This is a genomic window from Proteus vulgaris (genome assembly GCF_023100685.1).
In the GTDB taxonomy this organism is placed as follows: Bacteria; Pseudomonadota; Gammaproteobacteria; order Enterobacterales; family Enterobacteriaceae; genus Proteus.
On the sequence record NZ_CP090064.1, the window covers coordinates 1807131 to 1820714 of the forward strand.

At 36.4% G+C, this 13584-nt stretch carries 11 protein-coding genes; 4 read left to right on the forward strand and 7 right to left on the reverse strand.

Going from position 1 to position 13584, the window contains the following annotated elements; genetic code table 11:
• Positions 1-6 precede the first annotated feature (6 nt).
• The 3 genes from prc (at position 7) to htpX (ending at position 5650) form a co-directional block, all read left to right on the forward strand.
• Positions 7-2067 carry a carboxy terminal-processing peptidase gene (gene prc, locus LW139_RS08795; RefSeq protein WP_166541392.1) on the forward strand — a complete coding sequence of 687 codons (2061 nt, stop codon included), beginning with the start codon at positions 7-9 and terminating at the stop codon, positions 2065-2067.
• 935 nt (positions 2068-3002) lie between these two features.
• Positions 3003-4355 (forward strand): OprD family outer membrane porin, encoded by a 1353-nt coding sequence (locus tag LW139_RS08800; protein ID WP_227336787.1) that lies wholly within the window; start codon positions 3003-3005, stop codon positions 4353-4355.
• Between the two features lie 416 nt (positions 4356-4771).
• Positions 4772-5650, forward strand: a complete 879-nt coding sequence (gene htpX, locus LW139_RS08805; protein ID WP_109408646.1) for a protease HtpX — start codon at positions 4772-4774, stop codon at positions 5648-5650.
• Positions 5651-5735: 85 nt separating this feature from the next.
• Here the strand turns inward: htpX and LW139_RS08810 are convergent, their stop codons facing one another.
• The 4 genes from LW139_RS08810 to hxpB form a co-directional block, all read right to left on the reverse strand.
• Complete coding sequence (locus LW139_RS08810; RefSeq protein WP_227336788.1) at positions 5736-6599, reverse strand: hypothetical protein; 864 nt, start codon at positions 6597-6599, stop codon at positions 5736-5738.
• A gap of 146 nt (positions 6600-6745) precedes the next feature.
• Positions 6746-8137 carry an L-cystine transporter gene (locus tag LW139_RS08815; protein WP_072070396.1) on the reverse strand — a complete coding sequence of 464 codons (1392 nt, stop codon included), beginning with the start codon at positions 8135-8137 and terminating at the stop codon, positions 6746-6748.
• A 242-nt stretch (positions 8138-8379) separates the two neighbouring features.
• Complete coding sequence (locus LW139_RS08820) at positions 8380-8946, reverse strand: metal-dependent hydrolase (RefSeq protein ID WP_109408648.1); 567 nt, start codon at positions 8944-8946, stop codon at positions 8380-8382.
• Between the two features lie 307 nt (positions 8947-9253).
• Positions 9254-9922: a hexitol phosphatase HxpB gene (hxpB, locus tag LW139_RS08825; RefSeq protein WP_109408649.1), complete on the reverse strand. Its 669-nt coding sequence runs from the start codon at positions 9920-9922 to the stop codon at positions 9254-9256.
• A gap of 199 nt (positions 9923-10121) precedes the next feature.
• On the opposite strand from hxpB, the gene LW139_RS08830 reads away from it, so the two are divergent.
• On the forward strand, positions 10122-10661 hold the full coding sequence (locus tag LW139_RS08830) for a YniB family protein (protein ID WP_109408650.1): 540 nt from the start codon (positions 10122-10124) through the stop codon (positions 10659-10661).
• Positions 10662-10789: 128 nt separating this feature from the next.
• On the opposite strand, the gene LW139_RS08835 is transcribed toward LW139_RS08830, so the two are convergent.
• The 3 genes from LW139_RS08835 to LW139_RS08845 form a co-directional block, all read right to left on the reverse strand.
• Positions 10790-11662, reverse strand: a complete 873-nt coding sequence (locus tag LW139_RS08835) for a fructosamine kinase family protein (RefSeq protein WP_166541391.1) — start codon at positions 11660-11662, stop codon at positions 10790-10792.
• Positions 11663-11816: 154 nt separating this feature from the next.
• Complete coding sequence (locus LW139_RS08840) at positions 11817-12674, reverse strand: metal ABC transporter permease (RefSeq protein ID WP_036937443.1); 858 nt, start codon at positions 12672-12674, stop codon at positions 11817-11819.
• Entirely contained in the window at positions 12671-13582 is a 912-nt protein-coding gene (locus LW139_RS08845; RefSeq protein ID WP_166541390.1) for a metal ABC transporter permease, read from the reverse strand. The genes LW139_RS08840 and LW139_RS08845 overlap by 4 nt, the downstream gene beginning before the upstream one ends.
• Between the last annotated feature and the right edge of the window lie 2 nt (positions 13583-13584).

Genomic DNA, 13584 nt, shown 5'->3' on the forward strand with positions numbered 1-13584 from the left:
CAGAGCATGAACAAACTTTTAAATGTGGCTTTTGCAATCGGATTAACATTAACAGGTACTTCTGTTGTGATGGCTGAGAAACCAGCCACTCCAGCAGTGGCAACTATTGATCAGTTACCCGAATTAAAGCAAGAGCCACAACACTCTACTGTGAGCGAGCGAGTTACCTCTCGTTTTGAACGCTCTCATTATCGTCAGTTTTCGCTAGATGCGAGCTTTTCTGAAAAGATATTTAATCGCTATCTTAATTTATTAGACTATAGTCACAATGTATTGCTTGCGTCTGATATCGCCCAATTTGATAAAGAAAAAACTAAAGTGGGTGAATACCTGAAAAAAGGTGAGCTTCAACCCCTTTATGATCTCTTCAATTTAGCGCAAAAAAGACGTTTTGAACGTTTTCAATATGCGTTAGATCGTATCAATAAGCCAATGGATTTAACTGGTCAGGATAAGTTTGAGTTAGATAGAACGAAAGCACCATGGCCTCAAACTCAAGCTGAATTAGATAAGCTTTGGGATGAAAAAGTTAAATACGATTGGTTAACACTGAAATTATCTGAAAAAACAGACAGTGAAATTAAAGAAACGTTGACCAAGCGCTATAAAGCCGCTTTGCGTCGTCAAACACAAAGCCAAAGTGAAGACGTTTTTCAAATTATTATGTCGGCATTTGCCCGCGAAATTGATCCACATACCAGTTATTTATCACCAAGAAATACAGAAGCATTCGATTCTGAAATGAGTCTTTCATTAGAAGGCATCGGTGCTGTATTACAAATGGATGATGACTATCCTATGATCAACTCGATGGTGACCGGTGGACCGGCTGCAAAAAGCAAAGAGTTGAAAGTTGGTGATAAAATTATTGCTGTAGGCCAACAAAATAAACCGATGGTAGACGTTGTCGGTTGGCGACTTGATGATATTGTTGCCTTGATTAAAGGTCCAAAAGGTAGTCAAGTTAAGTTAGAAGTTATCTCTGATGAGAAAGGCGCTAAACCAAGAACAATCACGATAGTGAGAGAACAGATCCGTTTAGAAGACCGAGCTGTTAAATTGACAGAAAAAGTCATCAATGGTGATAAAGTCGCTATTTTAGATATTCCAAGTTTCTATGTTGGTCTAACTAATGATGTTAAAACTCAATTGCAAAAAGTAGCAAAAGATAATGTTTCGTCATTAGTTATTGATTTACGTGGTAACGGTGGTGGTGCTTTAACTGAAGCCATTTCACTGTCAGGATTATTTATTCCAAGTGGTCCTGTGGTGCAAGTTAGAGACAATAATGGTCGTGTACGACAAGATTTTGATAGAGACGATGTTGTTTATTACAAAGGCCCATTAGTTGTTATTGTGAACCGTTTTAGTGCTTCAGCTTCTGAAATTTTTGCGGCAGCCATGCAAGATTATGGACGTGCTTTGATTGTTGGTGAACAGACCTTTGGTAAAGGAACAGTTCAACAATATCGTCCTTTAACACGAGTTTACGATCAAATGCTTAGCCCTGATTGGCCAGGTTTAGGTTCAGTACAATACACTATCCAAAAATTCTATCGAATTAATGGTGGTAGTACTCAGCTTAAAGGGGTAACACCTGATTTATTATTACCAAGTTTTGATAGTGCTGAAATGGGCGAGAGCTTTGAAGATAACGCATTACCTTGGGATAGTATTTCTCCTGCTAGTTATCAGTTATCTGAATACTCAGATAAATTGAAAACAGCATTAGCACCATTAACGGAGCAGCATACTAAACGTATTGCAAGTGACAGAGAATTCTCATACATTTTTGATGATATTCAACGCTACAATGATGCTAAAGCAAAAGGTGAAGATAAATTTGTTATCCTGAATTTTGCTGAAAGAGAGAAAGAAAACAAAGAGCTAGAAACCATTAAATTAAATCGTATTAATGAGCGTTTTAAATTAGAAGGTAAGCCTTTGTTAAAATCACTTGATGATTTACCTAAGGATTATGAAGGGCCAGATCCTTATTTAGATGAGACCGCAAAAATTGCAGTTGATCTTTCAAAGGTACTTAAGCCGAAAAAACTATTAAATTAAGTTATCAATTATAAAAACTGATACTTAAAGTTACCCCAGTAGTTGGATAGCCAATTACTGGGTTTTTTTATATTTAAGTACATTAAGATATAAAAAAGGTTTTGCTAACCAATGTTTATCAAGCAAGTTACTAGGCGTATTTTAAATACATTGGCTATATTTTGGAGCTTAGAGCTTTTATCTTCTTGTTTATTTATTCTATAAAGTTACCCGTAATATAAATAATTATTAATATATGGATATTTAATTTAACTTTGTTTCGCTTAATTTTTAATCTGAAATATATTTCTAATAAGTTTGTGATGTAAAAAAGATATTAAATTAGCTTTTAGATAAAAATTTCTTCAAATGATGATATGTAATTGGTTTTTTATCTAGTAAGTAAAATAAAAAGGTAAATAAATTATTTATTGTGATTATTCTCACGTTTTATGGTTTACTTATTGCAATAAATGTAACATGTTGTGACAATGATCGCTTAAATTGACATAAAATTACTATAGCATACAGATCATAGAAATTTAGTGTCACTTTGAGACATTGATGCAACAGCTAAAAACTTATCTAAATAATGGGTTGTTTTTATTCTATGAGTTCAAAATGTATTATCAGAGTCACATGTAAAAACTGAAATATCATATTTTCAGGAGTAGTCTTTCTACGTAAGGAATAATAACTAAAAGGCAAATAATCTATAATTTGCTTAAAGGATTTTTATTGCTAAAAAATGAATAAATACAAATGTGGTGTGCAGTGAGATAGCCATATTGGATTTTTCATGCCTAAAAATAACTTTAGTATTTGAAATGTATGTAACCAGAAATTTAATCAAGGGTTGTTTTTTTAGCTAAATATAAGAATGGTGTTTTGTTGAACTTGTTGAATATAAGCCAATATAAATCAACTCAAATATTTGTTAACCAGGTTGACTTAAAATGAAAGTAAAAAGAATAGTATTGTTTATGTTGTCCCCTTGTTTTTTAGCTGTTAGCGCCGCCAATGCTGGAAATTGGGAAGATTCTATTAAAGAGAGCGCATTTGTTTCCGACTCTGAACTTGAGCTTTCTACAATTAATATGTGGAAATACCTAAAGACAGAAAACCGTTTCGATAAAAATGAACAACGTTATAGAAAACAAGTTGCTAATGCTTGGGGTCAAAACTTTCAAGCAGATTTCAGATCTGGTTATTTAGGTGGCATCCTCGGATTTGATGTCTCTTATTATGGTGGTATCAAATTAGGTGCAAGTAAAGACTTCGCCTCCCGTGCAATTTTATATAATGATGATGGCGATGCAAAAGGCTATAACAAAATTGGTCAACGCTTCGCAAAAGTTAAATTTGATTTAGATCCTGTTTTAATTAACGGTAAAGCAGGTTGGTTTACGCTGAAAAATACGGGTATTTTTACTAACTCACAGCGCTTATCATTAAACAGCTATAATGGCTATGCTACCAACACAGCAATGGGTGATTGGAGCTTAGATTTACTGTTTCTTGACGGTAAAATAATGCGTCGTGATAGCCCAAATATCGACAGAATGTATTTCAGTGATGGTAATGGTAACAGACACAACATCGATCATGTATTAACTGGTGGAATTAACTATAACTCCAAACCGTTAAAAGTATTTTATTTCTATGGCCAGGCGGATGATGTATTCCGTCAACAAGGCTTAGAAGCAAAATATAAATTAACCTCAGACGTGACTATTGGTGGTGTTGTTTATTATCACGATTATGGTAGTGATGGTAAACGTACAGTAAGTGATGCCAATAAAGGTAAGCGTAACTTTGATAATGATGCATGGCACTTTGCAGGTACGATGGAATGGCGAATTCCTGAGTCACCATGGACATTGCGTACTGGTGTGACTTATACCGATGCTGAGAAAGCAAATGGTGTTGGTCAATTTGCACGTAATCCAATTGGTAATACTCGTGGACGCTTTAACTCACCAGCTTACGCTGATATTGACTATGTACGTGATGGTGAGGTTATGGGTGCGTTGGAAGCCGAGTACAGAATTAGTAAAGAGCTGTCAGTTGGTGCACGTACTAACTATAGTGAGTTCAGTTATTCAGGTGAAAGATTAAAACAAGGACAGTTTGGTTTATTTAGCTATTGGAAACCAACAAAAAATCTTTCTGTTTCTTTAAGTGGTGGTATCGGTTGGCACCACCAGCAAGAAAACGATTACACCACACCAAAACTGTATGATGGTCATTCACAACGAGCACATTCATTATCAGGCTCTATGACAACCACATATCGTTTTAAAATGTAATTAGTTTATAGCTTAATCACGCTATTGCTTGTCTTATGTGCACGATTTGTATTACTTACAAGTCGTGCACAAAGAGCATAGCTACAGTGAGCTCGTCGATAATAGTGTTCTGTTTATATGCTAATCTCTTCCACTTTTTTGTTGATAGATTAAACGTTATAAAGCCTTCTCTGGAGCTTATCTCTTTAGCTAAATAATACAAAAAGTTGTCCCGCCCATTTTTGAACACTCATCTCTTTCCAGTTTTAAATAATGCCCAATAAGTGGGTAATTAAATCCTATTTATTTATCAAAATGTAAAGTTATACTGTTTTTAGTATTAAATACGTTAAAAGACTTGATAAAATTCAAAAAAGCCTTATTTATAAGGTAGTTTTTGCAATGTGATAATTAGATAAAATAGGAACAGTATCAATATGATGAGAATTGCGTTATTCCTTTTAACAAACTTAGCTGTAATGTTTGTTTTTGGGATCATCTTATCTTTAACAGGTATACAAGGTCGCAGTGTTCAAGGTTTGATGATCATGGCGGGTTTGTTTGGTTTTGGTGGTGCATTTATTTCACTGTTAATGTCAAAATGGATGGCATTACGTTCAGTGGGTGGTCAAGTTATCGAAAACCCAACTTCAGAAGTAGAGCGTTGGTTATTAGATACGGTAAGACGCCAATCTGAACAAGTCGGTATTAAAATGCCACAAGTGGCTATTTATGATGCACCTGATATCAATGCGTTTGCGACAGGCGCTCGTCGTGATGCTTCGCTGGTGGCTGTAAGTACAGGGTTATTAGCCAGTATGAGTCGTGATGAGGCAGAAGCGGTTATTGCTCACGAAATCAGCCACGTTGCTAATGGTGATATGATAACTATGACCTTGCTTCAGGGGGTTGTGAATACCTTCGTTATCTTTATTTCGCGTATCATTGCACAATTCGTTGCTAACTTTATTTCGAGTGATGAAGAGAGTGAAAATAGCAATGGTAACCCATGGGTTTATATGGGTGTTTCAATGGTACTGGAAATTGTGTTTGGTATTCTGGCGAGTATTATTACCATGTGGTTCTCTCGTTATCGTGAGTTCCATGCAGATGCAGGATCGGCAAAACTGGTTGGCCGTGAGAAGATGATTGCAGCATTACAACGTTTAAAAACGAGCTATGAGCCACAAGAAGAGAGCAGTATGATGGCTTTCTGTATTAATGGCCGTAATAAGTCATTCAGTGAATTATTTTTATCTCACCCACCATTAGATAAGCGTATTGAAGCACTGCGCAATGGTGAGTATCTAAAATAAAAATATTATAGGCGATAAATTAACGCCAATATTTAAACGCTCAATATGAACAGTATTGGGCGTTTTTTATGGAACATATTGATATTTAATCTAAATATTCCCCAAAATAAGCCACAGTTTTTTCCTCATCAATCTTGAGCTTACCTTTCCATCCCGCCCATGGCATCTCCATATCAGAACGTCCTTTAGTGTTATTAAGCTGATCCTCTGCAATGGTAATATCACCGAAATTGGCCCAGCTATTTAAAGATAATGAAATAAAGGCATTGGGAATAACACCTACTAAAGCAAGTGAGTGCAAAATACCCCGCTTGGTGTATTTATCACCAGAAATTAATTTAGCTTCATTTAACCTTTTTTCAAACTTACCCGGAGTTTCATCTTCAGGGGCGTTACGTAATAAATGAAGTAATTGCTTAAAGGTCTGTTTGTCTGCCTGCGTTGGACTTACGGGAGGGACTGTTAGTAAGTGCTTTAAATTCAGATAAGCATAAGAGGGGTTGCCAGTATAAGAATTACCGTAATAGAGACAATATTGAAAATAACTATCATTAATATGTTTTTGTTGGTTTCTATCACTACAAATCCAACAACAGGCATATTGAGGCTTTTCGTCATAATTATGTAGTGGTAAATTTTGTAATTTATGAAAAGCACCTAAAACAGAACGTCCTCTAAGATAGCTACCACCCACACCAGCCACAAATGCATCTAAACAACGTTTTTGAGTGAGTAACGGATTGTTTTTTAAGCTATGTAATTGATTCATAACATCAGAGTGATCCGCAAATTTTTCAATAATATTAGGTTGCCAATTGGTCGCTAATAATATGTTTTTTTCCTTTTCTGAAAGAACATCAAGATGATAAAGAGAAACTTGGCGTTCAGGATCATACTGGCTGTTTTCATACTTATAGAGTTTTCGCAAAACTCGCATAATTTTTTGCACGATTTTACCTTGTTATATTTATAGATTTTTCTATTGATATTGGTGAATGATATAGATGGAAGATATGTAACTTAATATAGATACAAATAGATACAAAAAAAAGCCAGTTCAAATGAACTGGCTTGATCAATAGAGGTAGATAAAGTTTATTTTACTGTAAGTTCTGTTTCTTCATCTTGATTGAAGACTGCTTTATCCGTTTGTCCCATAATTTGGCTGGTGATTGTACCTGCTGTCATTGAGCCACTGACGTTTAATGCGGTACGTCCCATATCAATTAATGGCTCTACAGAGATTAATAGGGCAACTAATGTTACAGGTAAACCCATTGCAGGCAGAACGATAAGAGCTGCAAATGTGGCACCACCACCAACGCCCGCAACACCTGCAGAGCTGACGGTTACGATAGCAACTAAAGTGGCAATCCACATTGGATCTAATGGGTTAATACCTACGGTTGGTGCAACCATAACAGCGAGCATTGCAGGGTAGATACCTGCGCAACCATTTTGGCCAATCGTTGTACCAAAAGATGATGAGAAGCTCGCGATAGATTCTGGCACACCTACACGTTTGATTTGTGTTTCAATATTTAACGGGATACTTGCTGCACTTGAACGGCTAGTAAATGCAAATGCTAATAATGGGCCCGCTTTTTTGAAGAATTTAACTGGGTTTAAGCCTGTAAAACTAACGAGTAATCCATGAACCACAAACATTAAGCCAATAGCAACATAAGAGGCAACAACAAAGCTTCCTAATTGAATGATGTCGTGCATATTTGAGCTGGCTACAACTTTAGTCATCAGCGCCATAACACCATAAGGAGTTAACATCATAACAATACGAACTAGCTTCATGATCCATGATTGTAAGCAATCAATCGCAACTAAGACTTTTTCGCCACGAGGCTGGTCTTCTTTGAGTAATTTCAGCGCAGCCATACCTAAGAAAGTAGCAAAGATAACAACGCTAATAATCGATGTTGAGCTTGCACCTGTTAAGTCAGCAAATGGGTTTTTAGGAATAAACGACAAAATAAGCTGAGGCATGGTTAAGTCAGAAACTTTACCCATATAATTTTGTTCAAGTGCAATTAAGCGTTGTGCTTCTTGTTCGCCTTGTACTAAGCCTTCTGCGGTTAAACCAAATAAATTGGCGATCACAATACCAATTAATGCAGAAATGGCAGTGGTAAATAATAAAGTACCAATAGTTAACCCACTGATTTTTCCTAGTGAAGATGCTTGATGCAAACGAGCAACAGCACTAAGAATAGAGGCAAATACTAATGGCATAATGATCATTTGTAATAGCTGAACATAACCATTACCCACGATATTAAACCAAAGAATAGATTCTTTAATAATAGGATCGTGTGAGTCATAGAATGCGTGTAGCGCTAATCCAAAAGCAACACCAAAAACTAAACCAACAAGAACTTTCTTTGAAAGGCTCCACTGACGTTGACTTAATTTAGCCAAGACGAGTAATAACACAACAAAGACGAGTACGTTAATGATTAACGGAAAATTCATCTTAACTCTCCAACGAGATCTTTATTTATATAATTTCGACGATTGTATGCGATATGAGTTCTTAGATAGTAAGAAAGGATATAACAGCATCAACTCGTTATAGGGTAACAGGATTGTTAATAACTTTTTATAATTAATTATTCTTTTATATAATCGTTTAGTTATAAAGACAAGAAAATAGGCATAAAAAGATGTAAGAATTTATAAATAAATAGAGAAACGTAGGGTTTTGTCAGGGGGTGTTAAAAATTAGTGCGCTTGTCGTGGTACATCTGTAACCAGTTATTGACTTGCGAAGGCAATGTAACAGTAAGGTGTGGTGGCAAAAAAAGTGCGCCTACAAGAATAAGGACGGAGATAAAACGTTCACCTTTTTTATTATTTTTTTTACCTAAAATAGGTAGCGCAAAGCGCATTTTTAGAGGCCATAGGAAAGGAACACCTGCTGGGGTTAACATGTCGGCAATGAGATGGCTAAGATAACCAAGTAAAAGAGCATGAAAGATATCGGCTGAAATTTCCCAGCGTGGTGAAACTTGGGTTTCCCATAAAATCGCTAAACCACAAAATGCGAGTAGGCTATGAGTGAAACCTCGGTGGCCGCAAAGTTTTGATAAGGGAAGAGAAATAACACGGAACAATCGCCCAAGGATAGAGCCTGGATGATCTAAGTCTGGTAAAAGTGAGCCTAATAAGACAGCAGGGATCATGTGAAACCAATCACCATGAGCAAGAGCTGGCGTTATTTCAAGTTTCTGTGCTAACACAAGTGTTGCAACAGAAAAAAGTAAATGTCCTTCTGCGGTCATTCCAAGTCTGTTTGTTTGCTGTTCATTTATACAGTGATAAAGTATAAAAGGTTTTGATGATAACTAACAGACAAAAAAGATAAAAATTGCCTTAAATATTAAGTAATAACAGAAATATTTTATTTGATTGATTTAAAAACGATCGAATTTAGGATAAAAACCTAAAAGGTGGAATGGGAGCTGGTGGCATTAAGGCATATGAGTAAGAAAACGCCAAGAGTAAAAAAGTAGTATTGAAGAATAAAGTGTTAGAAGCAGAATAAAAGGGATATCGAATAAAGCAAAATATCCCTTTTATTGATGGAAACTAACCTAATAAATGTAGTTGTGTTAACTCATTAAGAGAGGCAATTTTCACATCAGCTAAACCCCATTGCTTATCATTAAATTGTGTTGCTGCTGGTACAACGATAGAGCGCATTCTTGCACCTTTACAGGCAATCATACCATTACGAGAATCTTCTAATGAAACACAGTGGATTGGGTCAAGATTGAGTGCTTTGGCTGCATTTAGATAAACTTCTGGATGTGGCTTACTGTGAGGTAATTCATCAGCAGACACGACAGCTGAGAAATAATGGCGAATATTAAACAACTCAAGCACACGCTCAAGCATAAAATCAGGAGAGGCTGATGCTAACGCAATTTTCAATCCTGATGATTTACAAAGTTCTAAAGCATGTTCGACACCGGGTAATAGTGGCTTGGTTTCTTCAACCAGTTTGACAACACGAGAAACCATTTTTTGTTTTGCTTCTTGTTTTGAAACGCCTTGCCATGGTGAGGCTTTATACCATAAATCAATGACTTCGTTTATTCTTAACCCAACCATATCGGGCATTGCCGATGAAAGGGATAAATCGACGCCTAATTCAGCAAAGACCTCATGTTCTGCTTGCTGCCAAAATGGTTCAGAGTCGATTAATAAACCATCCATATCAAAAATAGCAGCTTCAATAGGGAATTTAAAAGACATGTTACTCTCCATAAATAAGGTCTATGTTGTCGAATGGCGATTGTAGCAAGAGTTACAAAGAAAATCTTTTTAATCAGTTTCTTATTTATTTAGTAAAATAAATAGAGAGAATGGCTACTATTAATATATTGTCGTATTAGCCGTTAATTAGACTACGATAAACAGATAAATATTGACGAATTCTACTAGTGAGGATGTGATGAGTTATCAATATGCAGGATTATATGCCATTTCAAAGCGCGTTCTTGGTTGGCTTATTTTTATTCCTGCCTTTATTTCTACAACAGTGTCGTTGATAGGATTGGCTGCAATCCAACGCCCAAGTGGTGATGGTGTAAATGCCGTGATCAATGATTTTTTTCGTGTGTTAGCGGAAATGGTACAATTTAATACACCATTTTTAGGCTTCTTCTGGCGAAATTCACCTATCCCTAATACACAAATGGGATTGAGTCAGGAAAACATCACTTTCTTTGTTATTTTTCTTCTTATGTTTGTTGGGTTGGCGTTTAGTGCATCGGGATTACGAATTTATCGCCAAGTTAAGTATTTAAAAGAAAATATACAAGATCAGCTTATCATTGAACGAGCGATGAAGAGTGGCATTACCGCAGAAGAGCTACAACAAAATATCAAATTACCACGACATACTATTTTCACTCAAATTATGGTGCTTTATCTATCACCAATTATTGTCATGGCAATTGGGTATTTCTTACTGAAATTTTTAGGGTGGTAATAGTGCTTTATAATGAACGAGGATAGTTCATTTATCTAACTGAAGGGAAAATAAACCTCGCACAATGTGAGCTGGCGAGGTTATATTTTTAGCTTATTACCTGGTTTAAACTGTTTTTTTATCTTTTGTCAGGGAGTAGCTAATAAATCATCAATAATTTTTCGCGCTTCTAAGTAATCTTCTTCACCACCAAATAAATTACAACGGTTGAGGAAAAAATAGAGTTGATAAATGGGCTGACGTAATAAAAATTTTTCAGATAACGGCCAAACACTCTGATAACCATCGAAAATATTAGCGGGTACTGCAGTACAAAGTGGTAGCATCGCTATATCACATTCTCTATCTCCCCAATAGCAGGCAGGATCAAAAACTGTCCCTTCAGATTGGCCAATTGCTGCGCAGTTTTTAGGCCATAAGTTGCCATGAAGCAAAGACGGTTGTGGATTATGATCAGCTAGACGATGATGAATAATTTGGGTTATCTCATCGATATCACCAAAGACCATCCCTTTTTCTGATGCCAATTGCAGTTGAAAACCAATCCGTTTTTCAGAATAAAAGTGGTTCCAGCGTTTTTCCCAGCCATTTAGTTGGGGAGTTGTGTCGATTTGGGTATCAAAATCAAAACCATAACTAGGTTGATCTTCCCATTGGTGTAGTCTTGCTAATTGTTGACCAAAGCAATAGGCACTATGTGGTGTAAAAGGTTGAACAGGTAAGAATTCAAGGAGTAAGAAGCTGGCATCTTTGCTATTACCAATGCCAAGAACGCGAGGAGTACGAATTGTTTGGCTTTTTGCCAGCATTTCAAGTTGTTCTGCTTCATTTTTAAAATTAGGCAGAAACTCACGTAAGTTAGATTTTACAAAGACGGGTGTATCACCATAATAAATTTTCCATGTATGGTGAATATCGCCACTAGAAAGGTGAGTTTTTTCGTTTATCTTTGCTGAAAATCCTAAGTTTGATTCCAGTAAACGACCTATATTCTGCCACATACTTACACCTCGCAAAGTTGTTTACTCAGTAGACCCAAATAAAATAATAACGAGCGATGTTTATCTTATGACAATAACACTTTAATTAAATCAATAAAGTATAAAGCTAAAAAACGGGATGATTATCCCGTTTTTGCGAAGATAAAGGAGATTATCAGGCGTTCGCGGGTTTTGTTTGTCGCTTTATTTTTGCTAATTTAATCTGATTACAGAATAACGCAATAATAAAGAATATAGCTTGAGTTAGCACAATACATGGGCCTGTTGCTCCATCAATATGGAAACTAATAAATGTACCAATCACACTGGATGCGACAGAAAATATAATAGCTAGCATTATCATACGAGAGAAACTACGTGTTAATAAATACGCAGTGATCCCCGGAGAAATAAGCATAGCGACAACTAAAATAATCCCAACGGCCTGCATTGAAGCAACGATAGTTAATGCCAAAATAGACAGTAAGCCATAGTGCAATAAGGTAACAGGTAAACCGACGATCCTTGCTTGATTAGGATCGAAACAATAAAGCATAAAATCTTTTTGCTTAACTAGCATGATTGTGATGGTAATTAAACAAATAATACTAATTTGAGTTAATACATCTGGCGTTATACCCAGAATATTACCAAATAAAATATGCATTAAATGTTGGTCTGTATCGACACTGGCAAAAATAACCAAACCTACGGCAAACATACCTGAAAATACAATTCCCATCACGGTATCTTCTTTAATACGACTGTGCTCTTTTAAATAGCCTGTGGCAAACGAGCAAAACAAGCCAGAAAGAAAGGCACCGACCGTTAATGGAATGGCAGTGACATAAGCAAGCACTACGCCGGGTAACACAGCGTGAGAGATAGCATCTCCCATCAAGGACCAGCCCTTTAAAACCATATAACAAGATAAAATAGCGCAGGCGATCCCGATAATGATAGCGGCAATGATAGCCCGTTGCATAAAAGGATATTGAAATGGTTCAATGAAAAATTCAATTAGCTCATTCATAGTTTCACCTCTTCTTGTTTTGGCGCTTCTTGGGGCTGATGAGATTGTGAGATTAACTGTTGTGAGCTTTGGCGAGCACGGCGACGAGCAGCTAACATGCCGTGTTTAGGTGCAAATAAGAATGCTAATAAAAAAAGTACAGTTTGCATTGTGACAATGACGCCACCCGTTGCGCCATTAAAGAAATAGCTAAGATAGGCACCTACAGCACTGGTTATTGTGCCAATGCAGATAGCAATAATAGCAAGTCGTTTAAATTGATCGGTGAGTAGATAAGCTGTTGCGCCAGGTGTTACAACCATTGCAATAACCAGAATGGCACCAACAGTTTGAAGTGCAGCAACGGTGCAAGCACTTAATAAAGTAAAAAAGATAATTTTTAATTTTAAAGGTGATAGACCAATAGATCTGGCATGGATTTCATCAAAAAAAACTACCAGTAAGTCTTTCCAGATACAAAATAAGACGAGAAAAGAGACACCTGTAATAATAACAACTTGCCATACATCTTCATCTGCAATACCTAGAATATTTCCGAGGATGATGGTCTGAACGTTGACGGCTGTCGGTTTAAGCGAAACCAGCAACAGACCAAAGGCAAAAAAAGTGGAAAAAATAAAGCCAATAACGGCATCTTCACGAAGGCGTGTGATATGGCGAATGAATGTCATTGATAATGCAGCGAGCAAACCCGTAAAAAAAGCACCGACCGCATAAGGTAAACCTAATATATAAGCCCCCGCAACACCAGGAACAACGGAGTGGGAAAGGGCATCTCCCATTAATGACCAACCTTTTAAAATAAGATAGGATGAAAGAAACGCACAGACAGCACCTACTAAGGCACTAACCCAAATAGCTTTCACCATATAGTTATATTCAAAAGGTTGTAGGAGTAAATCTAGCATGG

Excerpts from the sequence above, each read along its gene's own strand:
- hxpB (WP_109408649.1), bottom strand. The coding sequence starts at position 9,922 with ATGTCTTTTAAATTCCCTATTGAAGCTGCTATTTTTGATATGGATGGT.
- LW139_RS08820 (WP_109408648.1), bottom strand. The coding sequence starts at position 8,946 with ATGACCGCAGAAGGACATTTACTTTTTTCTGTTGCAACACTTGTGTTA.
- htpX (WP_109408646.1), top strand. The coding sequence starts at position 4,772 with ATGATGAGAATTGCGTTATTCCTTTTAACAAACTTAGCTGTAATGTTT.
- LW139_RS08815 (WP_072070396.1), bottom strand. The coding sequence starts at position 8,137 with ATGAATTTTCCGTTAATCATTAACGTACTCGTCTTTGTTGTGTTATTA.
- LW139_RS08835 (WP_166541391.1), bottom strand. The coding sequence starts at position 11,662 with ATGTGGCAGAATATAGGTCGTTTACTGGAATCAAACTTAGGATTTTCA.
- LW139_RS08845 (WP_166541390.1), bottom strand. The coding sequence starts at position 13,582 with ATGCTAGATTTACTCCTACAACCTTTTGAATATAACTATATGGTGAAA.
- prc (WP_166541392.1), top strand. The coding sequence starts at position 7 with ATGAACAAACTTTTAAATGTGGCTTTTGCAATCGGATTAACATTAACA.
- LW139_RS08840 (WP_036937443.1), bottom strand. The coding sequence starts at position 12,674 with ATGAATGAGCTAATTGAATTTTTCATTGAACCATTTCAATATCCTTTT.
- LW139_RS08830 (WP_109408650.1), top strand. The coding sequence starts at position 10,122 with ATGAGTTATCAATATGCAGGATTATATGCCATTTCAAAGCGCGTTCTT.
- LW139_RS08800 (WP_227336787.1), top strand. The coding sequence starts at position 3,003 with ATGAAAGTAAAAAGAATAGTATTGTTTATGTTGTCCCCTTGTTTTTTA.